At 67.3% G+C, this 26,582-nt stretch carries 19 protein-coding genes; 7 read left to right on the forward strand and 12 right to left on the reverse strand.

Translation table 11 applies throughout. The features are described 5' to 3' along the window. Positions 1-425: 425 nt before the first annotated feature. From MF270_RS26580 to recA, 4 genes are all read right to left on the reverse strand, one after another. Entirely contained in the window at positions 426-1,184 is a 759-nt protein-coding gene (locus MF270_RS26580; RefSeq protein WP_238368651.1) for an enoyl-CoA hydratase-related protein, read from the reverse strand. Between the two features lie 60 nt (positions 1,185-1,244). Beyond that, positions 1,245-1,532: a DUF1330 domain-containing protein gene (locus MF270_RS26585; protein ID WP_238368652.1), complete on the reverse strand. Its 288-nt coding sequence runs from the start codon at positions 1,530-1,532 to the stop codon at positions 1,245-1,247. Position 1,533: 1 nt separating this feature from the next. Then, positions 1,534-4,203, reverse strand: a complete 2,670-nt coding sequence (alaS, locus tag MF270_RS26590; protein WP_238368653.1) for an alanine--tRNA ligase — start codon at positions 4,201-4,203, stop codon at positions 1,534-1,536. 319 nt (positions 4,204-4,522) lie between these two features. After that, positions 4,523-5,596, reverse strand: a complete 1,074-nt coding sequence (recA, locus tag MF270_RS26595) for a recombinase RecA (protein WP_238368654.1) — start codon at positions 5,594-5,596, stop codon at positions 4,523-4,525. A gap of 170 nt (positions 5,597-5,766) precedes the next feature. On the opposite strand from recA, the gene MF270_RS26600 reads away from it, so the two are divergent. Then, the gene (locus MF270_RS26600) at positions 5,767-6,360 is read left to right on the forward strand and encodes a sulfotransferase family 2 domain-containing protein (protein ID WP_238368655.1); all 594 of its coding nucleotides are present in this window, start codon (positions 5,767-5,769) and stop codon (positions 6,358-6,360) included. Between the two features lies 1 nt (position 6,361). Here MF270_RS26600 and MF270_RS26605 read toward each other — a convergent pair whose 3' ends face one another. The 3 genes from MF270_RS26605 to guaB form a co-directional block, all read right to left on the reverse strand. Beyond that, positions 6,362-8,590: a hybrid sensor histidine kinase/response regulator gene (locus MF270_RS26605; RefSeq protein WP_238368683.1), complete on the reverse strand. Its 2,229-nt coding sequence runs from the start codon at positions 8,588-8,590 to the stop codon at positions 6,362-6,364. A 208-nt stretch (positions 8,591-8,798) separates the two neighbouring features. After that, complete coding sequence (locus tag MF270_RS26610; RefSeq protein ID WP_238368656.1) at positions 8,799-9,932, reverse strand: RsmB/NOP family class I SAM-dependent RNA methyltransferase; 1,134 nt, start codon at positions 9,930-9,932, stop codon at positions 8,799-8,801. A 42-nt stretch (positions 9,933-9,974) separates the two neighbouring features. After that, positions 9,975-11,423, reverse strand: coding sequence for an IMP dehydrogenase (gene guaB / locus MF270_RS26615; RefSeq protein WP_238368657.1), 1,449 nt, complete (start codon positions 11,421-11,423; stop codon positions 9,975-9,977). Between the two features lie 191 nt (positions 11,424-11,614). Here guaB and MF270_RS26620 point away from each other — a divergent pair, with 191 nt between their 5' ends. Then, complete coding sequence (locus MF270_RS26620; protein ID WP_238368658.1) at positions 11,615-13,642, forward strand: ASKHA domain-containing protein; 2,028 nt, start codon at positions 11,615-11,617, stop codon at positions 13,640-13,642. Positions 13,643-13,736: 94 nt separating this feature from the next. On the opposite strand, the gene MF270_RS26625 is transcribed toward MF270_RS26620, so the two are convergent. The 4 genes from MF270_RS26625 to MF270_RS26640 all read right to left on the reverse strand — a co-directional run bounded on the left by MF270_RS26625 (position 13,737) and on the right by MF270_RS26640 (position 18,017). Beyond that, the gene (locus tag MF270_RS26625) at positions 13,737-14,516 is read right to left on the reverse strand and encodes a hypothetical protein (protein WP_238368659.1); all 780 of its coding nucleotides are present in this window, start codon (positions 14,514-14,516) and stop codon (positions 13,737-13,739) included. After that, the gene (locus tag MF270_RS26630; protein ID WP_238368660.1) at positions 14,506-15,033 is read right to left on the reverse strand and encodes a sigma-70 family RNA polymerase sigma factor; all 528 of its coding nucleotides are present in this window, start codon (positions 15,031-15,033) and stop codon (positions 14,506-14,508) included. The genes MF270_RS26625 and MF270_RS26630 overlap by 11 nt, the downstream gene beginning before the upstream one ends. Positions 15,034-15,061: 28 nt before the next feature. Further along, complete coding sequence (locus MF270_RS26635) at positions 15,062-16,231, reverse strand: 2OG-Fe(II) oxygenase (RefSeq protein ID WP_238368661.1); 1,170 nt, start codon at positions 16,229-16,231, stop codon at positions 15,062-15,064. A gap of 1,240 nt (positions 16,232-17,471) precedes the next feature. Further along, entirely contained in the window at positions 17,472-18,017 is a 546-nt protein-coding gene (locus MF270_RS26640) for a PAS domain-containing protein (protein WP_238368662.1), read from the reverse strand. A 73-nt stretch (positions 18,018-18,090) separates the two neighbouring features. Between MF270_RS26640 and MF270_RS26645 the strand changes: the two genes are divergently transcribed. Further along, complete coding sequence (locus tag MF270_RS26645) at positions 18,091-21,513, forward strand: CheR family methyltransferase (RefSeq protein WP_238368663.1); 3,423 nt, start codon at positions 18,091-18,093, stop codon at positions 21,511-21,513. An 11-nt stretch (positions 21,514-21,524) separates the two neighbouring features. Further along, complete coding sequence (locus MF270_RS26650) at positions 21,525-21,896, forward strand: response regulator (RefSeq protein ID WP_238368664.1); 372 nt, start codon at positions 21,525-21,527, stop codon at positions 21,894-21,896. 552 nt (positions 21,897-22,448) lie between these two features. Here MF270_RS26650 and MF270_RS26655 read toward each other — a convergent pair. Then, positions 22,449-23,348, reverse strand: coding sequence for a LysR family transcriptional regulator (locus MF270_RS26655; protein ID WP_238368665.1), 900 nt, complete (start codon positions 23,346-23,348; stop codon positions 22,449-22,451). Positions 23,349-23,445: 97 nt separating this feature from the next. Between MF270_RS26655 and MF270_RS26660 the strand changes: the two genes are divergently transcribed. The 3 genes from MF270_RS26660 to MF270_RS26670 are packed head-to-tail and all read left to right on the forward strand — an operon-like array spanning position 23,446 to position 26,581. Next, a complete protein-coding gene (locus MF270_RS26660) occupies positions 23,446-25,038 on the forward strand; it encodes a sulfatase (protein ID WP_238368666.1) in 1,593 nt (530 codons plus the stop codon). Positions 25,039-25,061: 23 nt separating this feature from the next. Then, positions 25,062-26,048, forward strand: coding sequence for a Bug family tripartite tricarboxylate transporter substrate binding protein (locus MF270_RS26665; RefSeq protein ID WP_238368667.1), 987 nt, complete (start codon positions 25,062-25,064; stop codon positions 26,046-26,048). A 35-nt stretch (positions 26,049-26,083) separates the two neighbouring features. Continuing rightward, a complete protein-coding gene (locus tag MF270_RS26670; protein WP_238368668.1) occupies positions 26,084-26,581 on the forward strand; it encodes a tripartite tricarboxylate transporter TctB family protein in 498 nt (165 codons plus the stop codon). Position 26,582: the final 1 nt, after the last annotated feature.

Below are 26,582 nucleotides of genomic sequence, written 5' to 3' on the forward strand. Positions count from 1 at the left end.
CCCCCGGGGGGGGCCCCCGCCCCCCCGCCCCCGCCCCGCGCGCTGGGGGTGGGCCAGGGGGCCGTGTGGGCGGGTTTTTTGGGGGCCCGCGGCCCGCCCCCCCCGGCGGGGGCCGGAGGCTGACGCCTCCGGCCCCCGTGGCATTTGGCGCAGGTGCTTGAGTGCCTTCCGAGGGAACCGCAGGTGGCGCTGGCGGAGTGAGTGGCCAGCCCCTCACACTCCTCGGAGTTTATAGGCAAGATGAAGGGGATCGGGGCAGCCCTGCTTTCACTTTTCCGGAAATACTCCCGCCGGAGGCGTTCCTGGCTTTCATCGGAGCGAAGGGCCAGCCTCTCGCCCTGGATGCGCGGCAATTGCTGACGCAAGGGGCTAGCCTCTCGCGCCCCCTGGGATATTTGAGGCAAGATGAAGGGGATCAGGGCGCACTACCGGGCCTTGTCGCGCGCGACGCGCTCGGGATCCATGAAATGGGTCAGCATGGCCTCGGTCGCGGCGGCATAGGCCTGGTCAAGCGGCTGGGCGAGGTGGGCGTCGAGCGTGCGTTTGCCAAGCGCGATGGCCGGGGCGTGACGGGTGGCGAGGGTACGGGCGAAAGCGCGTACCTCGGGCAGCAGGTCCTCGGGCGGCAGGATGCGGTTGACGAGCCCGTGGGACTGGCACCAGACCGCGTCGAACATCTCGCCCGAGAGGGCCAGTTCCATCAGCGGGCCGCGGGGGATCTTGCGAGAGACCGAGACGGCGGGGGTCGAGCAGAAGCCGCCATTCGACACGCCAGGCAGGCAAGCGCGCATCGCGGGCGTGACGAAGGCCATGTCGCAGGCGGCGAGGAGCTGCAGACCGCCCGCCGTGGCGACCCCTTCGGCCAGGGCGATGGTCGGCCGTGGGCTTTGCGCCAGAGCCATCATCATCGCGCCGCATTCGGCGAAGAGGGTCTCGAGGTAGGCCCGGCCGTCGTCGGGATCGGCGCGGTGGGCCTTGATCTCCTTGAGGTCATGGCCGGCGCAGAACACCCGGCCGGGGCCGTGAAGCAGGATCACCCGCGCCTCGGGGTCCGATGCCGCCGCGTCGATCGCGGCCCGCAGGGCGCGGATCATCGCCAGCGACAGCGGATGCGCGGGCGGGGCGTTCAGGGTCAGCGTGAGCACACCCTCGGCGCGGTCGCTGAGCAGCAGGTCGTCAGACATGAAAAGGCCCTCCCCCCGGCACCATGCGCGGGGAGAGGGCCGGATGCAATCGGCGACGCCTCACTCGGAGGTTTCGACCACGATCAGCTCGCGTTCGGAGGCGCCCTTGGCGTGGCTCAGCGCCGCCTGGTACTCGGGGCTGTTGTAGCAGGAGACCGCCGCCTCGACGCTGTCGAAGCGGGCGACCACGTTGCGCGGGCGTTCCTTGCCCTCGAGCTGGACGAACTTGCCGCCCCGCGCGATGAATGTGCCGCCGTTCTTGGCGATGGCCGGGCCTGCCAGCTCGGCGTACTTGGCATAGGAGTCGGCGTCGGTGACGGTGACGTGTGCGATCCAGAGTGCAGGCATGTTATCCTCCCAATACCTGTTCGGCGGCCGCGATGGCCGCATCGGAATTGGCGACGTCCTGACCGCCGCCCTGTGCCATGTCGGGCCGGCCGCCGCCGCCCTTGCCGCCCAGCTCGGCCACGGCGGCCTTGACCAGGTCAACGGCAGACACGCTGCCCGTGAGGTCCGCGGTCACGCCCGCCGCCACGGCCGCCTTGCCGCCGGTGTCCGCGATCAGCAGCACCGCGCCGGAGCCCAGCCGCGCCTTGTGCTCGTCGATCAGCGGCGGCAGGTCCTTGCCCGACACGCCTGTCAGCACCTGAGCGAGGAATTGAACGCCGTTCACCGTCTTTGCCTCGGCCCCGCCAGTGCCGCCGCCGCCCATGGCGATCTCGCGCCGCAGCTGCTGAACTTCGTTCGACAGGGCGCGGCGTTCGTCCATGATTGCCTGCAGGCGGGTCAGCACCTCGGCGCCCGAGACCTTCAGCGTCTCTTCGATCCGGCTCAGCACCTTGTCGCGACCGCGCAGCTCGGCCAAGGCGGCCTGGCCGGTCAGCGCCTCGATCCGGCGGACGCCGGCGGCCGAGGCGCTTTCCGAGGTCAGCGCGAAGGTGCCGATGTCGCCGGTCTGGCGCACATGGGTGCCACCGCAGAGCTCGAGCGAATAGGTCTCGCCATCCGCGCCCTTGCCCGAGCCGCTGAGCGTGCCCATGGACACGACCCGCACCTCGTCGCCGTATTTCTCGCCAAAGAGCGCCTGGGCGCCGAGGCCGCGCGCATCGTCCGGCGTCATGATCCGGGTCTGCACGGGGCTGTTCTGGCGGATGAAGGCGTTCACCTCGGCCTCGACCTGCGCGATTTCCTCGGCCGTCAGCGCCTTGGTGTGGCTGAAATCGAACCGCAGACGATCCGGCGCATTGAGCGAGCCGCGCTGCGCGACATGGTCGCCAAGCGCACGGCGCAGCGCCTCGTGCAGCAGGTGCGTGGCCGAGTGGTTGGCGCGAATGGCGCTGCGGCGGGCGTGATCGACCTCGAGCTGTACGGCTTCGCCACGGGCGAAGCGCCCCCGATCGACGCGCACCCGATGCGCCGTCAGCTTGCCGCCGGCCATTTTCTGGGTATCGGTCACAGCGGCGACGTCGTCCTCGTCCTCGAGGCGACGCAGCAGCCCGGTATCCCCGACCTGGCCACCGGATTCGCCGTAGAACGGGGTCTGGTTCAGAACGATCCACCCCTCGGCCCCTTCGTCGAGCGCCTCGACCTGCACGCCGTCACACACAAGCGCAAGGATCTGGCCCTCGGCGATCTCGGTGTCATAGCCGAGGAAATCGGTGGCGCCGTGGGTTTCGGCAATGTCGAACCAGATCGCGAGATCCGTGGCCTCGCCCGACCCGGACCAGGCGGCGCGCGCCTTGGCCTTCTGTTCGGCCATGGCCGCGTCGAAACCGCCAGTGTCAACCGTGCGGCCCTTTTCGCGCAGCGCGTCCTGGGTGAGATCCAGCGGGAAGCCGTAGGTGTCATAAAGCTTGAATGCCGCCTCGCCCGGCAGCGCCGCGTCACCGGGCAGGCCGGCCAGTTCGTCGTCCAGCAGCTTGAGGCCGCGGTCGAGTGTCTGCTTGAAGCGGGTCTCTTCCAGCTTCAACGTCTCTTCGATCAGCGCCTGGGCGCGGCCCAGTTCCGGGTAGGCGGCGCCCATCTGGCGCACCAGCGCGGGCACCAGCCGGTGCATCAGCGGATCCTTGGCGCCCAGCAGATGCGCGTGGCGCATGGCGCGGCGCATGATCCGGCGCAGCACGTAGCCGCGCCCGTCATTCGACGGCATCACGCCATCGGCGATCAGGAAGGAGGTCGAGCGCAAATGGTCCGCGATGACCCGGTGATGGGTCTTGCCCGGCCCGTCGGGGTCGGTGCTGGTCGCGTTGGCGCTGGCCTCGATCAGGCTGCGGATCAGGTCGGTCGAATAATTGTCGTTGGTGCCTTGCAGCAGCGCCGCGACCCGCTCGATCCCCATGCCGGTGTCGATCGACTGCGCCGCCAACTCGCGCCGCGTGCCATCCTCGAACTGCTCGTATTGCATGAAGACGAGGTTCCAGATCTCGACAAAGCGGTCGCCGTCCTCTTCGGGCGATCCCGGAGGGCCGCCCCAGTACTTGTCGCCGTGGTCGTAGAAGATCTCGGTGCAGGGGCCGCAGGGGCCGGTCGGGCCCATCATCCAGAAGTTGTCGTTGGTCGCGATGCGGATGATCCGGTCTTCGGGCACGCCGGTCTTCTTCCAGATCTCGGCGGCCTCGTCGTCGGTGTGATAAACCGTCACGTAGAGCTTGGACTTGTCGATCCCCAGTTCCCTCGTCACCAGTTCCCAGGCAAAGGGGATGGCGTCGGTCTTGAAATAGTCGCCGAAGCTGAAATTCCCCAGCATTTCAAAGAAGGTATGGTGACGCGCGGTGTAGCCCACGTTGTCGAGGTCGTTGTGCTTGCCGCCGGCGCGCACACATTTCTGCGCGGTGGTGGCGCGCTTGTAATCGCGGTGCTCGACCCCGGTGAAGAGGTTCTTGAACTGCACCATGCCCGAGTTGGCGAACATGAGCGTCGGGTCGTTGCGCGGCACCAGCGGGCTGGACGGCACGACCTGGTGGCCCTGCTTTTCGAAGTAGCTGAGGAAGGTGCTGCGGATGTCGTTCAGCGTGCGCATGACTGGCCCCGGAAATCTTGGTTCGTGGTGGTTTATCCGCCCGTGCCGGGCCTGTCCATGGGGCGAAGGCTTGCTTTGCCGGATGATCGGGCCGCGCCTGGGCCGCCGCGCAGGGAAACGTTCGATCGCAGGGCCGCGCCCCTGCTTTCACTTTTCCCCAAATACTCCCGCCGGAGGCGCCTTTTGCCCAGGTCCGGAGTGAGGGGCCAGCCCCTCACACTCCCCGGAGTTTATTGGCAAGATGAAGAGGGATCTGGTGCCAAAGACAAACGGGGCGCCACATGGGCGCCCCGTGATGTCGCAAGCAATGGCGCCGGGATCAATCCTCGGTCAGGGCCTCGTCCTCACCGGCGTCGAAACCGTCGAACTCGAGCCCGTGCGAGGCGCGGATCTTGTCCTCGATCTCGAGCGCGATCGGGCTGTTCTCGCGCAGGAAATTCTTGGCGTTCTCGCGCCCCTGCCCGATCCGCTGGTCGCCGTAGCTGAACCAGCTGCCCGACTTGTCGACCACGCCAGCCTTGACGCCGAGGTCCAGCAGCTCGCCCATCTTCGAGATGCCTTCGCCATACATGATGTCGAACTCGACCTGCTTGAACGGCGGGGCCACCTTGTTCTTGACCACCTTCACCCGGGTCTGGTTGCCGACCACCTCGTCGCGGTCCTTGACCGAGCCGATGCGCCGGATGTCCAGCCGGACGGAGGAGTAGAATTTCAGCGCGTTGCCACCCGTCGTCGTCTCGGGGCTGCCGAACATGACGCCGATCTTCATGCGGATCTGGTTGATGAAGATCACCATGCAGTTGCTGCGCGAGATGGAGCCGGTCAGCTTGCGCATCGCCTGGCTCATCAGGCGGGCCTGAACGCCGACGCTCGAATCGCCCATGTCGCCTTCGAGTTCCGATTTCGGCGTCAGGGCGGCGACCGAATCGACCACCACGAGGCTCACCGCGCCGGAGCGGACGAGCGTGTCGGTGATCTCGAGCGCCTGTTCACCGGTGTCGGGCTGCGAGATCAGCAGCTCGTCGAGGTTCACGCCCAGCTTCTTGGCGTATTGCGGGTCGAGCGCGTGTTCCGCGTCGACGAAGGCGCAGACGCCGCCCTTCTTCTGTTCCTCGGCCACCACGTGCAGCGTCAGCGTCGTCTTGCCCGAGCTTTCGGGGCCGTAGATCTCGATGATCCGGCCCTTGGGCAGGCCCCCGACCCCGAGCGCGATGTCGAGGCCGAGCGAACCGGTCGAGGTCACCTCGATATCCTTGATGGCGTTCTCGCCACCGAGTTTCATGATCGAGCCCTTGCCGAATTGGCGCTCGATCTGCGCCAGCGCCGCATCCAGCGCCTTCTGCTTGTTCGCGTCCCGCTTGTTGTCCATCGTGAGAAGATCTGCCGTTGCCATGCTGTTCGGGTCCTTATTCCACATGCCGTTGCGGGCGGCAATGCTGCTGCGTTCACCTCTTGTTCGCCACACCTGCGGACAAAAAGAGAACATTACAAGTAAAATTTTCCTGTCACCACAGTAGACCGGGAAGTATTAAGGATGTGTTACCAACAGCGGGTCCGAGGCAAATGCTTGTTTTCTGGAAACAAAGGCTGGTTTTCCTGTCGGTCCCCAAGACCGGAACATCGGCCTATGCCCGGGCGCTTGCGCCTGTCGCGACGATGGTCATCACCGACCCGCCCGAGCTGAAACATGCGCCGGTCTACCGCTACAACCGGTTTTTCCGTCCCGCCTACGAGCGGGTTCTGAACGCCGAGCTCGAGGTCATGGCCGTGGTGCGCGAGCCGATCTCCTGGCTGGGGTCCTGGTATCGCTACCGGCAGCGGCCCTTCATGCAGGGCAAGGCCAACTCGACCGAGGGGATCACTTTCGATGAGTTCGTGCTGGCCTATCTCAAGGGCGACAAGCCCGCCTTTGCCAATGTCGGGAGCCAGGCCAAGTTCATCGAGCCCACGGGCAACGGCACCAAGGTGGATCACCTTTTCCGTTACGAGAACCAGGCGCGGCTGATCGATTTCCTCGAGGAGCGGCTGGGTGTGACCCTGGACCTGCCGCGCGAGAACGTCTCGCCGGTCATGGACCTGGATCTGTCACCGGAAACGGCCGAGAAGTTCCGGCGGAAATGCCCCGAGGAGTTCGACTGCTGGGAGAGCGCCGAATAGCTCAGGCCAGCTGGCGCTGCACCGTCTCGGTCAGGTCGGTCAGGGAAAATGGCTTGGGCAGGAACACCGAATGGGGAATCGGCTCCTGCCCCTCGCCGAAATTCGCCTCCGAGTATCCTGATACGAAAACCACGCGGGTGTCGGGCCTGTCCTTCAGCGCCTGGCGCACCCAGCTGGGCCCGTCCATGCCCGGCATGACCACGTCGGTGACGAAGACATCGATCTCGAGATCGCGGTCGGCGAGTTTTTCCAGCGCGGCCTCGGCCGAATCGGCCTCCACCACCTTGTAGCCGCGCATCTGCAGGGCGCGCGAGGCAAAGGCGCGCACCGGCGCTTCGTCTTCGACCAGCAGCACGACGCCCTCGCCCGAGGATGTCTCCTCCGCCTCGAGCTCGGCGGGGATCTCGACGGGCATCGGGCGGTCCGACGCGGTCTCGAGGATGGCGGGGAAGAGCAGCGTGAAGACCGTACCCTGCCCCAGCTCACTGTCGACGAAGACATAGCCGCCGGTCTGCTTGACGATCCCGTAGACGGTCGACAGGCCCAGGCCCGTCCCCTCGCCCGTGCGCTTGGTGGTAAAGAACGGCTCGAACACCTTTTGCAGCTTGTCGGGCGCGATTCCCGTGCCTTCATCGGTCACGGTCAGCTGCACGTAGTTGCCGGGCGGCACCTCGACGCGGTCCCGCTTCATCGGCTTGGACAGGACAAGGTTCTGGGTCTCGATGCAGATCGTGCCGCCCCGCGGCATGGCATCGCGGCCGTTCACCACCAGGTTCATCATCACCTGTTCCAGCTGCCGCTTGTCCGCGCGGACGCGGTTCAGCAAGGGATCGTGCCGCAGGTCGAGGATGACCTTTTCGCCCACCAGGCGGTTCAGCAGGTGCGTCAGGTCGGCCAGGGTATCCCGCAGGTCGAGCTTTTCCGGCTGCATCGTCTGCTTGCGCGAAAAGGCCAGCAACTGTCCGACCAGCGAGGCGGCGCGGTTGGCGTTCTGGTTGATCTGGACGAGGTCGGAATAGTCTTCCTCGTCGGGGGTGTGCCGCAGCAGCATGAGGTCGCAATGGCCCGAGATGGCGGTCAGCACGTTGTTGAAATCATGCGCGACGCCGCCGGCAAGTTGCCCGATGGCCTGCATTTTCTGGCTCTGGACGAATTGCGCCTCGAGCGTCTTGAGCTCGGTCGCGTCGTTCAACACGGCGATCAGCGCCACGTCGCCATCGTCCACCACCCGGCTGAGCGTCACCTGCACGAAGGTCTCGCGTTCCGTCCCGGTCAGGCGCAGGAACTCGGACCGGTGCAGACCCCGGCCATCCGCCGCCTCGGTCAGCCAGTCGGCAATCGGCCGGCCCAGCCCCTCGACGAGGCTGGCGATGGCCTTGCCCTCGACCCCGTCATCCTGCATCAGACGCCGGGCGTCGTGATTGGCGGTCAGGATCTTGCCCTCGCGCGCGAGGGTCAGCAGAGGCACCGGCAGGTTCATGAAATCAAGCCCGGCCGGCCCATCCGCCACTGCCGCGGGCAGCAGCCAGTAGTTGCGCCGCCCGGTGCCCGCCGTCACCTCGGCCAGCACGGCGCTGCGCGTGCCCTCGGCGGTGCGGATGCGGTTGATCTGGCCGGGCCGCGGCGGCATCTCGACAAAGAGATGCTCGAGCGACTTCACGCGGTGGCCGGTCAGGCGCCGGGCCGCCGCGTTCATCGACAGCACGGCCCCGCCCCGCCCGACGGCGATCATCGCCACGTCCTCTGGCGCGCCGGCGTCGGCCTTGCGCAGGGCACCTTCCTGGAATTCCTGGAACCGCCAGATGCGATGCCCCGCCTCGCCTTCGAAGACGGCGAGGCGCATGTGACCGTCCTGGGTCACGATGTCTTCATGCGCGGCACCATCCGCCTCGGAGCGGGCCTGGAGGCGCAGCAGTATGGCCGAAAAGTCGCCGTCGACGTCGCGCATGGCACGGGTCAGCCCGCCGTCGCCACAACAGTCCTCGCCAAAGCGGGCGCGGGCGGCGGCGTTGGCATGAATGACCTCGCCCTGGGCATCGGTCACCAGGCAGGGCACCACGTCACGGTCGATCACCTCGCGCCAGCCGTGTTGCGCCTGGCGATGGGGCGTACCACGGCGCATCAGGGGCAGCCCGACCGCCAGGAACACCAGGGTCACCCCGGCTGCCAGCAGGACGAAGGATGCCCCGGGAAACAGCGCGCCCGCGGGCATGACGGAGGCCCCGGCCATGACCACCGCCCCGGCCCCGCCGAGGATCGCCGTCAGGACCGCGACGCGGCCCGGTTTCGGTGCCGCGTTCGCCCCGCTCAGAGTCCCTGTGCCCGTGTCCACGCCGTTGCGGCCTCCTTGATTCGCCAAGAAGCATTACACGGGCGGACGGTTACCAAGGTGTTAACCGAAGCCTCGCCATGCCCGCATCAAGTGCGTAGCAACGCCATCATACACGCGTCAACTGTGCCATGTAGAACCCGTCGCCCTCGGGGCCGGGCAGGAACTGGTGCTCCTGTTCAAGCCGCCAGCCCGGATGGGCGGCCAGGAAGGCCGCGACGCGATCCCCGTTCTCGCGCCGCAGGACCGAACAGGTGACGTAGGCGATACGGGGCGCAAGCGATTGAATTTGCGACAGGATCATGTCCTGAACCGCGTTCAGGCGATCGAGGTCGGCGGGGGTCAGGCGCCACTTGCCCTGCGGGTCCCGGCGCCAGGAGCCGCTACCGGAACAGGGGGCGTCGGCGACCACGATCTCGTAGCCGGGCGCAGGGGTTTCGACCTGGCGCAAGGTCACCCCGGCGCGGGCGGCGCGGGCGGGAATGTCCACCATGCGGCGCGGCTCGGCATCGTGGACATCGACCTTCGCGCCGCGCGCGGCCAACGCCAGGGCCTTGCCGCCGCCGCCGGCGCAGTAATCCAGGACATGGGCACCGGGCGTCAGCTCCAGCCGGGCCACGACCGCCTGAGAGGCCGCGTCCTGAAGCTCGACCAGGCCGTCGGCATAGGCCTGCGACTGCGCGATGGCGCGGGCGCCCTCGGTGACGCGCAGCGCTGTTTGGGAAAGCGTCGCGATCTCGGTCTCGATCTCCTCGCGCGCCAGCGCCGCGCGGGCCGTGTCGCGGTCGGTCTTGCCGAGGTTCGCGCGCAGGAACACGGGGGCCCGGGCGCGCAGCGCCTCGGCCACCGCGTCGGCCTCGTCGCCCAGGCTGTCGTCCCAGTCGGCCAGCAGCCACTCCGGCAGGTCAAGCCGGTCGGCGCGGGTCGCGATCTCTCCGGTTTCCCAGGTTTCGACCGGCGCCGGGGCATGGCCCGCGCCGTTCAGCAGCGTGTCCAGATCGGCCCCCTGCTGGCGCAGCAGGCCGATCATCACGCCGCGCCCTGTGCGCGCGCCGCCCAACGCAGCCGAAGAGGCCAGCATCCGCAGCGCGTCGAAGACATGGTCGCGGATCGCCGCGCGGTCCTTGGAGCCGGCAAAGCGATGCCCCCGCGCCCAGCCCTTGAGCGCGGGTTCGGCGGCGGTGCCATCCAGGATCTCGTCCAGCACCTCCATCGCCGCGGCGATGCGCGCACCGGGGGTCATTGCTGAGCCATCACGTGAAGACCGCCCGCCAAGCCATTGATATCACGACAGGCGATAGTTCGGGCTTTCGCGCGTGATCTGCACGTCATGCACGTGGCTTTCCTTAAGCCCCGCGCCGGTGATCTTGACGAAGGTAGCGTTGGTCCTCATCTCTTCGACCGTCGCGTTGCCGGTGTAGCCCATGGCGGCGCGCAGGCCCCCGACCAGCTGGTGGATCACCGCGCCGGCAGACCCCTTGTAGGGCACCTGCCCCTCGATCCCCTCGGGCACCAGCTTGTCGCTGGCGGCGTCCTTCTGGAAGTACCGGTCGGCCGAGCCGCGCGCCATGGCGCCCAGCGAGCCCATGCCGCGATAGGCCTTGAACGACCGGCCCTGGTAGAGGATCACCTCGCCGGGGGACTCGTCCGTGCCGGCGATCATCGAGCCCACCATGGCGCAGGAGGCGCCGGCGGCGATGGCCTTGGCGAAATCGCCCGAGAACTTGATGCCGCCATCGGCGATGACCGGCACGTCCCCGGCCGCCTTGGCGCAATCCATGATGGCGGTCAGCTGCGGCACGCCCACGCCCGCCACCATCCGCGTGGTGCAGATCGAACCCGGCCCGATGCCCACCTTGACCGCGTCGGCGCCCGCGTCGATCAGCGCCTTCGTCGCCTCGGCCGTCGCGACGTTGCCGGCTATGATCTGAACCTCGTTCGACAGGCGCTTGGCACGCACCACGGCGTCGATCACGCCCGCCGAATGGCCATGGGCCGTGTCGATCACCACGATATCCACGCCGCTGTCGACCAGCGCCTGCGTCCGCTCAAAGCCCGCGTCGCCCACGCCCGAGGCCGCGGCCACCCGCAGCCGGCCCAACGCATCCTTGCAGGCGGTCGGGTTCAGCACCGATTGCTCGGTATCCTTCAGCGTCAGAAGGCCCGTGAGCTTGCCATTGGCATCGGTGACCAGCAGCTTCTCGATCCGGCGCTCCTTCATCAGGTTGATGGCTTCCTCCCGGTCGGCGGGTTCACGCAGGATGGCCAGGTTGTCGGATGTCATCATGCGCGACACCGGCGTGCTGTCCGAGGTGGCAAAGCGCATGTCGCGGTTGGTGACGATCCCGACCACGCGGCCGGCCTCGTCCACCACCGGGAAACCGGTGAAATTGTAGCGCTCGATCAGCGCCTTGGCATCGGCCAGCGTCTGGTCGGGGCGCAGGGTGACGGGGCTGTAGACGATGCCGCTCTCGAACCGCTTGACGCGGCGGACCTCGCGGGCCTGCGCCTCGACGTCGAGGTTCTTGTGGATCACGCCGATCCCGCCCGCCTGCGCCATGGTGATCGCCATGCGGCTTTCGGTCACCGTGTCCATGGCCGAACTCAGAAGGGGGATGTTCATCGAGATGGCGCGCGTCACCCGCGTGCGCGTATCCGCCGTGGACGGCAGCACGCTCGAGGCGGCGGGAACAAGCAGAACGTCATCGAAGGTCAGGGCCTCACGAATCTCCATTGGGGCAACTCCGGCGGAAGGGATCGTTTGGCGCTTCCCTATTGCATGGATGGCCCCTGGGGGAAAGCGCAAATGCCGCCCTGCGGCGATGCGGCGACCAAGGGCGTTTCAGCGCGCTCAAATGCCGGGATTGGGCTTTCCGTTCCCGCCGCGTGCTCTATCCTGCGCGCAACGGAAATAGAGGCGCGCACATGAGCAAGGATCCCCTGGTCGTTTTTACCCCCTCGGGCAAACGGGGGCGGTTCCCCTCGGGCACGCCGGTGCTCGATGCCGCGCGCAAGCTGGGGGTGGACCTCGATTCGGTCTGCGGCGGGCGGGGCATCTGCTCCAAGTGCCAGGTGCAGCCGAGCTATGGCGAGTTCTCCAAGCATGGCGTGACGGTGGCGCCGGATGCGCTGTCGGGCATCAACGCGGTCGAGGAACGCTATGACCGCATCCGGGGGCTGAAGCCCGGGCGGCGGCTGGGCTGCCAGGCGCAGATCCTCGGCGACGTGGTGATCGACGTGCCGCCCGAAAGCCAGGTCCACCGGCAGGTGGTGCGCAAGGCGGCGAGCGCACGGGCCATCACCATGGACCCGGCCACGCGGCTGCATTACGTCGAGGTGGCCGAGCCAGACATGCATGTCCCCACCGGCGATTTCGAGCGGCTGTCGACAGCGCTGCGCGAACAATGGGGCGTCGAGGGGCTGCGCGCCGACCTGGCCGTGCTGACGACCCTGCAAAAGGCGCTGCGCAAGGGCGCATGGAAGGTCACCGTGGCCGTGCACACCGACGGCGGCGCGCCCGAGCTGCTGGCCGTCTGGCCGGGCCTGCACGAGGGCGGGATCTACGGGCTGGCGGTCGACGTAGGCTCCACCACCATCGCGGCGCATCTCACCTCGCTCGAGACCGGCGAGGTCGTCGCCTCGGCCGGGATCATGAACCCGCAGATCCGCTTTGGCGAAGACCTCATGTCGCGCGTGAGCTATGCCATGATGAACCCCGGCGGCGATGCCGAGATGACGCGCGCCGTGCGCGAGGCGCTGGACAAGCTGGCGGCCGAGATCGCGGTCGAGGCGCAGGTGGACCCCGCAACCATTCTCGAGGCGGTCTTCGTCTGCAACCCGGTCATGCATCACCTGCTGCTGGGGATCGACCCGGTCGAGCTGGGCCAGGCCCCCTTTGCACTGGCCGTGTCGGATTCCCTTCGTCTGCCGGCCAAGTCGCTGGACCTCACCGCCCTGCCCGCCCAGGCCCGCGCCTATATCCTGCCCTGCATCGCGGGCCATGTCGGCGCCGATGCCGCCGCCGTGGCCCTGTCGGAAGAGCCCGGCAAGTCCGAGGACCTGGTGCTGGTCGTCGACGTCGGCACCAATGCCGAGATCCTGCTGGGCAACACCACCCGCGTGCTGGCCTGTTCCTCGCCCACCGGCCCGGCCTTCGAGGGGGCGCAGATCTCTTCCGGCCAGCGCGCCGCGCCGGGCGCGATCGAGGCGATCCGGATCGACCCGGTCACGCGCGCGCCGCGCTTCCGCGTGATCGGCTGCGAACTCTGGTCCGACGAGGACGGCTTTGCCGAGGCGACCGCCCAGACCGGCATCACCGGCATCTGCGGGTCGGGCATCATCGAGGCGGTGGCCGAGATGCGCCTGGCCGGGCTGATGGACGAGAACGGCCTCAACGGCTCGCCCGAGGCGACGGGCTGCGACCGGATGCTGGCCGAGGGGCGGACCTACAGCTACCTCGTGCATGACGGCAGCGCCGACGGCGGCCCGGTCTTAACCGTGACCCAAGGCGACATCCGCGCGATTCAGCTTGCAAAATCCGCGCTTTACGCAGGCGCGCGTCTGCTGATGGACGAGATGCAGACCGAGACCGTGGACCGCGTGGTCCTCGCCGGGGCCTTCGGCGCGCATATCTCGCCGCTGCATGCGATGGTGCTGGGGATGATCCCCGACGTGCCGCTGGACAAGGTGTCGAGCGCGGGCAATGCCGCCGGCACCGGAGCGCGGATCGCGCTGTGCTCCGTGGCGGCGCGGCGCGAGATCGAGCGGGTGGTGCGCGAGATCACCAAGGTCGAGACCGCGATCGAGCCGCGCTTCCAGGAGCATTTCGTGGCCGCCAACGCGATCCCGCACAAGACCGCGCCCTTCCCCGAACTGCACAAGATCGTGCAGATCCCGAACGTCGCCTTTGGCGCAGCGTCCGAGGCGACCGGCCGGCGGCGGCGCCGCCGCTAACCGCGATGGGCGTACACCCGGGGGCACGGATGCCCCCGGGCGACACTGTCCACGCGGGCCTTGCGGCCAAACCGGGGTTCTGGGGGCACGTGGATCAGCCCTGCGGACGATTGAGCGAGGCCAGCAGCCGGCCCGCGCCCATCGCCAATTGGTCGGGATGCCCGAATTCGTCGACCAGGACAAAGGACGAGCGGCCCTGCTCGAACAGCGCCACCGTGCGGCCGCGGTACTGGAAGGCGGTCATCGGGTCGTCCGCATCCTCGGGGCTGCGCGCCACGGCCATCAGCAGCAGCGGGCCAAGGTCGGGCGTATCGACCGCGATGGCCACGGCAGGCCGGTCCGGGGTGGCGACGATCTGCACGTCGCGCACGATCCAGTCCACGGGCAGCGGCGGCAGGTCGACGCCCAGCGCCGCGACGATCTCCTGCACGTTCAGTTCTGCACTTTCGGGCTGCGAGACCATCCAGTGCCGGATCTCGAGCGCGGCCTGCGCGTCCAGCGCCGCCTCGACCAGCGGCTGCGGCTGGGCCGGGCCCCGGCCCTGCCAGGCCATGTTGCCGCCCCAGCCCGCCGCGAACAGCACCACCGCCGCGGCGACCGGCGCCATGCGGCGCAGCAGGCGCCGGCCGCGCAGGCGGTCCTGCAGGCGCCGCGCCTCGGCCTCGAGCTGCGCGGGGGCAGCGCCCGGGGGCGCGCCCAGCGCCATGCGCAGCCCGGCGGCGTTGCGCGCATCGGCCAGCAGGTCGGCGGTCTCGTCCGGCCGCTTTGCCAGGTAATCGGTCACGGCAAAGGCGCGGCCCGGCTCCAGCCGCCCCTCGAACAGGGCCAGCAGGTCGGCCTCGACATCGACATCGGTCACGCGCCTATCGCTCATCGCGTCCTCCCACGATCCTGAGGGGCGACGCGACCGGCGCGCCATCCTCGAAGGCGCGCAGGGCGGCCCGCGCCCGGCCGACCCGTGACATCACCGTGCCGACCGGCACGCCCAGCACCTGCGCCGCCTCGGCCGCGCCCATGCCCTCGACCGCGACGAGGTGCAGCGCCTCGCGCTGGTCGGCGCTGAGCGACAGGAAGGCGCTGCGCAGCTGTGCCAGCCGCGCCGCCATCTCGCCCGACGACTGCACGTGGCCGGGCCGGCTGTCCGCCCAGGCCCGGTCGCGCGCCTCGCGCGCTTGCGCGCTGCGTCGGAGGTCGATGAAGAGGTTATGCAGGATCGCCATCAGCCAGACCCGCACATCGGCCCCTTCGCGAAAACCCGCCCGCCGTTCCTGCGCGCGGACAAAGGTCGCCTGGACCAGGTCATCCGCCGCCTCGGGGTCGCGCGTCAGCACCCGCGCGTAGCGGCGCAGCGCTGGCAATTGCCCGACGATATCAAGATCGTCCCGGGCCATCAGGCGGATCTGTCCCTACGCCGGCAGCTCATGCGGAGGCCTCCTGCCGCCCCTGCAAACCCGCGCGGTAATCCGATCCGGCCTCGCCGACAAAGCGCGCGTTTTCCTCGCGCAGGCGGGCAGCCGCGTCGTCGTAAAGGAACGGCAGGAAGGCGAACCTCCGCCCCTCGGTCACCTTGCTGACCTTGTGCAGCAGCGAGCAGGAGAACACCACCGCCCCGCCCGCCGGCGCCTTGAAGCCGCGCTTGCCGTACTCGGGGAAACTGACCTCTCCGCCCTCGAAATCGTCGTTGAGGTTGACCGACACGGCAAAGCGGCGATGCGCCGTGCCCTTGGTCGTGTTGTCGCGATGGGCCGAGAAATGCCCGCCGTCCTCGGACGCGTAGCACGACACGATGTAGCGCTCCATCCGCGTCACGTCGAACTCGTGCACCTTCTTGATCTCGGGCACGACGCGGCGGCGGAACCGGGCCTGCAACGCGCCGATCAGGGCGCGGTCGGCGATCTCGTAATCCTTGCGCCGCTTGAAGCCCGGGTCTGTGATACCCACGGTCTTGCCGTCGACCTCGCGCATGAAGCCGCTTTCCTCGCCGCCCTGAGCCTCGTAGAGCGAGATCAGGTGGCGGCAGAGCTCGGGCTCGAGCACCCGTGGCAGGTACAGGACCGGCGCCATCAGCTCGACCCCGGCAAACCGGCCCGGCGGCGGCTGGTCATCGAGCACGCGCATCACCTCGGCGATGTCTTGGCGGTCCTTGCGGAACGGCACGGTGGCGATCACGCGCATGGTGGGGTCGATCACCACCCATTGCCGCACCAACGAGATGGGCCCGGGCCCTGCCTCGGCTTCGGGCCGTGCGACGCCGTAGAGGCGCGAGGCCTTCAGGTCGAAGTCCCAGAAATGGCGGTAGCCGGGGATGCGGTTGCGCACCCGCCCCGTGGCCTCGTCATCCGGGTCGACGCTGACGCCGAAGAAACACGCCCTGTCGTCGTTGAAGATGTCGGGCCGATCATGGGCCGCCTGCACCGCCGCCTGGGCATGGGCATCGGCCGCGCTGCCGTAGAAACACAGCACAAGGTAGCGCCCCGCCGCACTGTCGAAGGCATAGCGCGGGTTGGACACGCTGCGCTGGATGAAGGTCGGGGCCGGCTCTCCCGGGGTCAGCAGCGTCGCCGAGGCGATCTTGAGGGGGTCCGTCATGCACATCTTCCCTGAGGTTTCGCCGAGCATACGATGGCAAAGGGCAGTTTCATCCCGGTCGTCGAAGATTTTTTTGCCCGTCTTCGGTGGTGTGCCCCTCTGGGGTCGGCGCGCGCGGTCGCAGGAGGCGGCTTGGCCAGGGTCGCGGGTGCGTGGCGGCCCAACGAGTCCGCTGGTCGCCTGACGCGACACTCATGCCATTTTGGACGAGCGTCCGCACCAGGGTTGGAAGGGACTGAAACATCGCGCCGACGGTCTCGCGTTTCACATCACGACTGGAGGTCCCGCAGCGCCGGCTGACCTCCTGGAACCACATCTGCTCGGCCGCGCTGGACGGCAGCCCCGTGGACGGGTGCCGCGCCGAGATGTGGCACTGACGCGGGGAGCGCTCAAGCTGCTGCACCCGCGCTCGGACGCCTTGGTCGTGCCGCGCCCGACCGCTGCGGGCGACGGGCTGCTGAAGCATCTTCCAATCAAGGCAGTTCGATTTCCGCACGCGGGCCGCAGCCGCGAAAGGTCTTGGCTGGGCAAGCGAGGCAGGGCCGCGGCCCTGGACCGGCATCTCTTCCCTAGGCGCCACCGCCCGTGCGATCCGAAAGCCCGCATCGAACGGCAGGAAGCCGAAGCCAAGCGTACTGCAGACGATGACCGCGTTATCGCGATCGTTTGCGATTCCGACCACCTCGAGGCGCGGCACCCTGGCCCACGCCCCGGGACTGCACAGAGTGTCGGTGCCGGTGTCCCCGACTTAGCCCGAGGTGCCGGCATCGCCGACATTCCCGATCGGGCAAAGGGTACCGGGCCCTTCCCCGACCACACCGAGATCCCTGTCCCCGTCGCTGTCCTACAGCTCGGGCTCGCCGTGAGTTCGGGGGCAAGCATCGGGAACGGACCTGCCACGCCGGTCTCAAGCGCAAAGACCGGCGCCACGGCCGCGTCGTTCTGGCCCGCGACGACGATCCTGAGCGTCCCCTCGGCCGCGCCGCCGTCCTTCCCGGCCGTGTCGCGCAGGATCTCGCTTCCCATGGCCCTCGCAGCCGCCCTTGGTACCGAACGAGACCGCGCCATCGACCATTACGTCCCTGCGCGGGCGGTTCGCGGTGCCGGGCCCGGTCGCACGGCCGAGCCCCGGCAGATCCGGGCGGCCGGGGCCAGCAGGCGAGTCGCCCCGACCTGCGAATCGGTACGCTCCGGGCCGCCGGGCGAATCAGTCAGGACCGCCGGCAGACGCACCGCTGGGCTAGGTCGCGCCGCTGAGTTCGTTCAGGATCATCCAGGACTTGAGGAGCTGAACAGCCGAGTCGGCGGCGATCCGCCGCCGCCGCAGCTTGAGCGTCAGAGAAGCCTGCACCGCTGCCTCGAGCACGGCGGGCAGCTTGATCGCCGTGTCGGTTCCGACGTCCGCCAGCTCTTCCGCCGTGAGCTCGAACTGCGCCCCGAGCGCCAGGACCCGCCCCCCCGCTGCCGGGCCGATCGGTTCGAGCAGCAGAAGGTTGTGAAACATTTCGCCCGACATGCGCCGGTTCTTCAGGACGACCTGCGTGCGGCGCGCCTCGGTCAGGGCCGCGCGCACCTCGGCCCGCGCCGCGTCGTTCTCGAGGTCGGCCTGCAGGAACCGGCAGTTCTGACCGAGGTGGCTGTCGTCGCATCCGGTCATCTTCCGGAAGGCGTCGTTCATGAAGATCAGCGGCTGGTCCTGGGCTGACAGATCTGACAGTGTCAGGGCATAGGGCACGCGATTGAGCGCGTCTTCTAGCGTGCCGAAATTCGGTGTTGCCGGTGCCATTTTATTGTTAATCTCCAATGCGCCTTTTCCCTTGGTTCCTGCCAATCAAATACTGAACGTGCCCGAAAAAACCATGCCCCAAACTCCGATCTTCGTCGCGGTCGGCGCCTCTGCCGGCGGCCTCGAAGCGTTCCAGCAACTCGTCAAGGGTCTGCCGGATGAACACGATCTGATCATCGTCCTGATCCAGCACCTGGACCCGGACCACGAAAGCCTGATGCCCGAGCTGATCGCGGCCCGGACCGGGTCCAAGGTGCGCAGCGTCGCCAACGGAATGACGGCGGAACCGGGGACGATCTACCTGATGCCGCCGGGCTACGAGATGCAGATCAAGGGCCTGACCTTCGAGCTGGTCGAGTTCGCCAAGCCGCGCGGCCTGCGCCGCCCGATCGACCGCTTCTTTCATTCGCTGGCCCACGAACACGGTGATCATGTCTGCGCCGTGGTCCTGTCGGGCACCGGCAGCGATGGCGCCAACGGCGCGCGCGAGATCAAGGGCCAGGGCGGGCTGGTGCTGGTGCAGGACCCCGCGCAGGCCAAGTACGACGGCATGCCGCAAAGCGTGCTGGACCTGAGCGGCGCCGATGTCACCGCCCGGGCCGAGGACATCATCGAGGTGGTGCAGGACTATTTCAGCCTGCGCGGCGACGTGGTGGGCGAGCTGTCGACCGACCAGGAATTCCTGGCCCGCATCCTGCGCCACGTCCGCTACCGCACCGGCCACGACTTTTCCGACTACAAGGAAGCGACCATGCTGCGCCGGGTGGCGGTGCGCATGTCCGTGCTCGACCTCGCCTCGCCGCAGGATTACATGCGCCACATCGTGGAGTCCAAGGGCGAGGCAGAGCTGCTGTTTCGCGACCTGCTGATCAACGTCACCAGCTTTTTCCGCGACCCCGAGCATTTCGACACCCTCAGGCAGCAGGTGGTACCCGATCTTGTCGAGACCGCCGAGGAAGCCGGCGACATCCGCGTCTGGGTGGCCGGCTGCTCGACCGGCGAAGAGGCCTATTCCATCGCCATGCTGCTGGCCGAAGAGATCAGCCGCGTGGGCAAGCTGGTGAACGTCGTCATCTTCGGCACCGACATCGACGAGCAGGCGCTCGCCATCGCGCGGGCCGGGCGCTATTCCGACACCCTGGTCGACGCGGTGCCCGAGCCCCTGCGCGAGCGCTATTTCCGCGCCACCAGCGATGGCTACGAGGTCGGCCCGCGCCTGCGCGAGATGGTCCGCTTTTCGCGGCACAGCTTCATCAAGGACCCGCCATTCTCCAAGCTCGACATGGTGTCCTGCCGCAACGTGATGATCTACCTTCGCGACAACCTGCAAGAGCTGTCGTTGCGGGTCTTCCACTACGCGCTCGAGGAACGCGGCTACCTGTTCCTCGGCCCAAGCGAGAACCCCAAGACGGTCGCGGATCTCTTTGCGGAAAGCCAGTCCCGCGCACGCATCTTCCGCCGCAGGCCCGGCGGGGCCAAGCCGCTGAACCTGGGCCTGATGTCGAACCACGTCGGCGGCCGGCCCTCGACCTCGCGGGCCGAGCAGCGCGAGGCGGATGCGCTCAGCAACGTCGAGCGCACGGTGCTGAACGAATTCGCCCCCGCCTATTTCCACGTGAGCCCGGGCGGAGAGGTCATTTATACCTCGGCCTCGGCCAGCCGGTTCCTGGCGGTGCGCGGCGGCAAGCTGACCACCAACCTCTTCAGCCTCGTGCGGCCCGAGCTCGAGTCGGTGTTCCGCCGCGCCGCCCGCATCGATGCCAAGTCCGGATCGACCAGCGAGCTGGAGTTCCAGGGCGAGATCGCCGGTCGGACCGAGCGGCTGGTGATCGCCAGCCGCCGCATGGAGGACGGCAGCCAGCTGTTCGTGATCCGCGACCAGTTGCAGATCGTCGAAGGCCGCCCCCGCATCGACGCCGAAAGCGATGGCCGCGACAGCCAGTACCTGCGCCAGCTCGAGGAAGAGCTTGACAGCGCCAAGCAGGAAATCCGCACCACCGTCGAGGAACTCGAGACATCGAACGAGGAGCTGAAAAGCTCGAACGAAGAGATGATGTCGATGAACGAGGAGCTGCAATCGGCGAACGAAGAGCTGACCACGATCAACGACGAGCTGCAGGAAAAGCTGCGCGAGCTGAACCAGCTCAACATCGACCTGAACAACTTCGTCTCGAGCGCCCGGGTGCCGACCGTGTTCATGGACGACGAGCTGCGCCTCAAGCGCTTCACCCCCGAGGCCCGGCTGTTCTTTTCCTTCTCTGAGGCGGACCTGGGCCGGCCGATGACCGACCTCAGCTCAGAGATCGACCAGGACCGTCTGCTGGCGCTCTGCGCGCAGGTGATCGAGACGCAGGTCGAACTGTCCGAGGAATTCGAGACGCGGAACGGCGAGACCCATCTCGTGGTGCAGGTCATGCCCTATTCGCCGGACGGTCACCAGGGGCGCGGCGCCGTTGTCACCCTGCAGGACGTGACGACCCTGCGCGCGGCCGTCGAGACCGCCGAACAGGCCAAGGCCGAAGCGCAGCATCAAAAGGACGAGGTCGAGCGGGTCTACCGCACCAGCCCGCTGGCCATGGGCCTGATCGACCCCGACATGCGTTACGTGCGGCTCAACCAGAAGCTGGCCGAGATCAACGGCGCGCCGCTGGAAGACCACATCGGCCGGACCGTCCGCGAGATCATCCCGGACGTGGCCGACCAGACCGAGGCGCTGGTGCGCCAGGTGCTCGAGACGCGCGAACCGATCCATGGCCAGCGCGTGACCGGCAGCAATCGCAGCGAACCGGACGTGACCCACATCTGGGAAAGCGACTGGCTGCCCTTCTACCGCGGGGACGCGCTGCGCGGCGTGTCTGTCACGGTGCGCGAGATCACCGACGAAGTGACGATGGCCGACAACCTGCGCGAGATCATGCGCGAGCTCGAGCACCGCGTGAAGAACATGCTGGCCAACGTGAATGCGCTGGTCAACCGTGCCGCGCGGGATGCCACGACGGATGCCGAGGTGTTCAGGGTGCTGGGTGACCGCATCCAGGCGCTGGCCAAGACGCATGCGCTGCTGACCGCGGAATCCTGGTCCTATGCCGACCTGCACGACCTGCTGGCCGCAGAGACCACCCTGATCTACGGCGCGGACCGCGTCGGCCTGTCCGGCCCGCCGATCCGCGTGACGGCCGATGCGGCGCTGGCCATCAGCATGGCCTCGCACGAGCTGTCGACCAATGCCGCGAAATACGGCGCCTTCTCGGTCGAGGACGGTCGCGTCGACCTTGCCTGGTCCCGGATCACCGATGCCGAGGGCGACCGGTTGCGCATCGAATGGCGCGAAAGTGGCGGCCCCCGGGTCGAGGCGCCGGAACGCAGCGGATTTGGCAGCAAGCTGATCAAGTCGACGATCGAGGGGAACTTGCCGGGAAAAGTCGACTATTCCTGGGAACCAGGCGGGCTCCGCGTGGTTGTCAACGTAGATTTCTCCTCCGTGTCGCCTGCCTAACAAGGAAGTCCATGTTCGAAGACTGCAAGATACTCTACCTCGAAGATGAAATCCTGATTGCACTGGACACCAGCGAACACCTCGAGACCCTGGGCTTTGACAGCGTCGTCATGGCGCACCGGCTGGACCAGGCCCGCGAGGCGGCGGCGACCACGACCTTCGACTTTGCCCTGCTGGACATCAACGTCGACCGGGGCCAGACCAGCCTCTCGCTTGGCGAGGATCTGAACCGGACCGGCGTGGTGGTGATCTACGCCTCGGGCAGCAGCGAAAAGGCCACGGACCTGCGCGCCGACGGCTGCCTGTTCCTCGACAAGCCCCTGTCCCTCACGGTGCTGACCGATACGCTGAGGCAACTGCAGACGGACAGGTTGACGGCCTAGGGGCGGCTCGGTCAGCGGCCCCGCCTGCTGCCACCAGGCGGCTGCCCGCAACATCTTGGCAATGCATTTTGTTGGATCGCCAATTCGGTGCGGGGCTGGGGACGACACCTTGCCCCCGCACCTTCTTCGTCGTCGGCGCCGGGGTAGCCTGTCATGCTGGGATGCCCAGCGTCTTGGCGCGTGACGGCAGTCAAGCCAGGCCAACCGCCGGGTCAGGAAAGCCGCCTCACGGTCAGGGCAAGTGGCGGAGGGATTGCAACGAATAACGAACTCTCTCCGTTCTTGGCAGCGACGATGCTGATGGCTGGTCCCTTTCCGCATCGCCGGCGTGAGTGCAGCCCGGAAATTGGGCGCGCACCCTTCGCCTGCGCGCAGGTCAGCGCGGGAGCGCGGCGTGGACAGGGACAAGAGTGCGCGCGCTGCCATGTCCATGTCCTGGACTTCGACCGCAAGGTTCGCCCACCTGGCGCAGCGCAATACCTCGCTCATCCGCCGCCTCGGTTCAGCCGCCGTCGTTGACCACACAGGAACCTGTGCCCGCGCGCCTTTCGGTCAGCCCTCGCGCTCACGGACAAGACTATGGAGTTCATCGATCAAGCATGAGACTGCGGGAAGATCCAGCGAGCTCTTGCGGATGTAGGCCGCGGTGCGATTGCGTTCGATCGGAGGATCGGTGCGCAAGACGCGCAGTCCGCTGGATTCGACCAGGCCCGAGATTTGCAACGGGGCCAGCATCTTCAGCCCCATGTGGCGCACGACGTCGAGCGCCGTGGCGAAAGAGGTGGAGCGTGCCGCGATATGCGGCGTGCCGAGGCGGTGGGTGGCGTAGTAGCGCCGCAGGATCGGCACGTTGGTCGTGGCTGCGCTGTGCGCGACCCATTTGAACTGGGCCATGTCTTTGGGCTGAAGCATACCGCGTGCGCAGACCGGATCGGTCGCCAGCAGGAACACCGCGAGCTCCACGTGAGAGACCGGGATCACCGCGATCAGGTCGTCCATCTCGACTGTTTCCATCGGGCCCAGCACGACGTCCAGATCACCGTCCATCAACATCGGCAGGGTGACGGCGTTGAGATCGGAGACCATGTCGTAAGTGAGCGCAGGGAAATGTGCATGCATCCGCGCCATCAGGGGCGCCACGTAGAGCAGGCTGAAGAATGGCGCGGCCCCGATGCGCAGCGTGTCGAGCCCGGCGCCGGCGATGGCGCGCACCTCTTCCATGGCCTGGCGGTATTCCTGGTCGATCCGGCGGGCGCGGGCGAGAAACTTTTCGCCCGCTGCCGTCAGCGACATTCCGCGCCGGTGTCGTGTGAACAAGCGCGCGCCCAACTCGCTTTCAAGGTTCGAGAGCCGCTTGGTCAGCGATGGCTGTGCGAGCGCGATCCGGTCGGCCGCCTTTGACAGGTTTCCCTCGGCGGCGATGGCCAAAAAGGCCCGGAGATTGCGATCCACGTGGCATTACCTTTCTCTATCTCACAACCACTTAAAATCGATTTTACAGGAATGATCAATCGCGCCAGTTTGTGCGCAACACGTCTGGGAGGATCTTATGCGCACAATCTTCGTTCTGTTCGATTCGCTGAACCGGACGGCTTTGGGCGCCTATGGCAAAAGCGCAATTCCGACCCCGAACTTCGACCGTTTCGCGGCGCGCTCGGTGACATTCGACACGCATTACGTCGGCTCGTTGCCCTGCATGCCCGCGCGGCGCGACATGCACACCGGGCGCCTCAACTTTACCCACCGCCCCTGGGGCCCGCTGGAGCCCTTCGACAATTCCTATGCGCGCCTGCTCAGCACGGCCGGGGTCTATTCGCACCTGATTTCCGACCATCTGCACTATTTCGAGAACGGTGGCTGGGGCTATGCACAGGCCTTCGACAGTTGGGATTTCGTCCGCGGCCAGGAATACGATCCGAAAACCGTGATGACCGTGCCGCCGGTGCAGCGCATCCGTGAAAGGTTCGACTCTCGCCACTACCCGACAGACGGCATGGAAGAGGGCAAGACCGCGACCCGCTGGAACCTGCAGCAAGACGTCTGGAAGCGCAGCCGCCATGCAATCAACCGGATCGAGCCGTGGGAGGAAGACGAGTTCCCGACTGCCAGGTGCTTTGCGCGTGCGTTCGACTTTCTTGATCGCAACAAGGCCAATGACGACTGGTTCCTGCAGCTCGAGTGCTTCGACCCGCATGAGCCCTTCGACGCGCCGGACCGCTTCAAGGAGATGTTCGCCACCGGCTACAACGGCCCCGTGCTCAACTGGCCGCTTTACGAACGGTGCACCGAGAGCGCCGAGGAGGTGGCCGAGATCCGGGCGAATTACGCGGCACTCGTCGCGATGTGCGATGAGTATTTTGGCCGGTTGCTGGACTGGATGGATGCCAATGACGCCTGGCAGGATACGACGCTGATCCTGACCACCGATCATGGCTTCCTGCTGGGCGAACACGAGTGGTGGGCCAAGAACCGGATGCCCTACTACGAGGAAATCTCGCATATCCCGATGATGATCGCGCATCCTGACCATGCGGCGCGCGGCGGTGCACGGGTCGGCGCGTTGACCCAGACCACCGACCTGATGCCGACCATCCTCGGGTTGCACGACGTGCCCGTTCCGCCCGAAGTGCGGGCGCATTCGGTCCTTCCCTTGCTGGACGGCGGCACCTCGGGGCGGGAGACGGCCATCCTGGGCATGTTCGCAGGGCCGGTCTGCGTGACCGATGGGCGCTTTACCTATTTCCTGTTTCCGGGCAGCGCTGATCCGTCGTCGCTTCCGCTTTACACGTTGATGCCGTCCCATCTGGAAGAGATGTTCTCGATCGCGGAACTGGCGAGCGCGGAGATGTCGGCGGGGTTCGACTTTACCAAGGGGGCGCCGCTGATGCGGGTCACGATGCCCCGGGCCAACGGCTCCTCGGGCATCGACATCGGCGCGAACTGGGCCAAGGGCAACGTGCTGTACGACCTGGCTACCGATCCGGGCCAGGTGCGCCCGGTCAAGGACGCGCGCACCGTAGACCGGTTGACGGCGGCGATCCTCGAACATTTCGCGGCTCACGACGCGCCCGACGAGCTTTATCGACACTACGGGCTAAGCCAACCCGGTCTGGCGGCGCAAGGCACCAAGGCCAACGGTTGATAGGAATACTGGAGGAGGAAACCATGAAGACCATTCTGAACAGCGCCATTACGGCGCTCGCGCTTTCGACAGGCGCGGCGGCTGCGCAGGACTTTCCGCAGCGCACCATCGAGCTGATCTACCCCTGGGGACCGGGGAACGCCATGGCGGTCAGCCAGATCCTCGCCAAGGCAATGTCGGACGAACTCGGGGTGTCCGTTCCGGTGATCTCGACACCGGGTGCTGCCGGGACCAAGGCGTTTCTGACCGCGATGAACAAGCCCGCTGACGGCTATACCATCATCGACGGCTACGTTGCCCCGCTGGTGTTGCAACCCGTGCTCGGCAAGGCTGACTGGACCTACGAGGATTTCATCCCGCTGCACTCGGCCTTCTCGAACGCCTTCGCACTTGGGGTGCGGGCGGGCGAGGACCGCTGGGCGACGTTCGAAGAGATGATGGCCTACTGCAAGGAACATCCCGGCGAGCTGCGCTATACCTCGGGGTCGCGCAACAACCTGCCGCACATGGTCACGGCAAAGGCGCTGCAGGGCTATGATTGCGTGGCCCAGAACATTCCCTATTCCGCCAATGCCGAGGGCATGTCCGACCTCAAGAACGGGGTGCTCGACTTCGGCATCGTCAACGTGGGCGAGTTCCAGCAGGCGGGCGACCAGTACAACATCCTGCTCGTGCTCTCCGAACTGCCGGAATCGGCCGAAATCTTCGGTGGCGCCGCCTCTATCACCGATCTGGGCATCGACCTCGGGCTTTCCGGCCTTGCCCCGATGGGCTGGGATTGGTGGATGGTCACCAAGGACACCCCGCAAGACCGCGTCGATGTGCTGCGCGATGTCATGGCCAAGGCGCTCGCCCGGCCCGAGGTGCAGGACAAGATCAAGGCGCTCGGCTTCGTGCCGCTGAAGTGGGACTACGATCAATATGCCGAGATCGTCGGCCCGGTCGCCGGTCAGCTCGAGGCCATGGGCAATGCGCTGAAGTGGGAAGAGGAACAACTCGCCAAGCAATGACGGCCGTTGACCGAACCAGGGAAGGGAGGGCGAAGATGAACATCACACCAAGACAGGTTGAATGGCTGGTCATTGCCCTCCTTGTCGGCCTCGTCGCGCTGGTCTTTCAGCAGGCGGCGACCGACATGGCCGCGCAGGGCATCGCCCCGGGCGGCCCCTATGACAATGCCGCCGCCTATCCCAAGACGGTCGCCGTCGTGCTGGGCCTTCTGATCGCGGCGCAGGCGGCCGTGCAGCTGTTCGGCGCTGCTCCGCCCCAGGATGAGGATGGCGGCGTGCCGCTGCGCAAGCTCGTCCGACCGGCGGCGCTGATCTTCATTTTCGGCCTCTACCTCGGAACCCTCCCGCTGCTGGGCTACCACGTCGCAACGCCGCTGATGCTGGGCGCGCTCATGGTGCTCTGTGGCCTTCGCCGCCCGCTCGCCATTGCCCTGCCCGCGCTGCTGGTGTCCTTCGGCGCGGCTTACGTCTTCGAGGCCTGGCTCAAGATCGTCCTGCCGGGCGGCCTGTTCCACCTCAACATGGTGTGGTGAG

It is taken from the genome of Mesobacterium pallidum (assembly GCF_019966535.1).
GTDB lineage: Bacteria > Pseudomonadota > Alphaproteobacteria > Rhodobacterales > Rhodobacteraceae > Mesobacterium > Mesobacterium pallidum.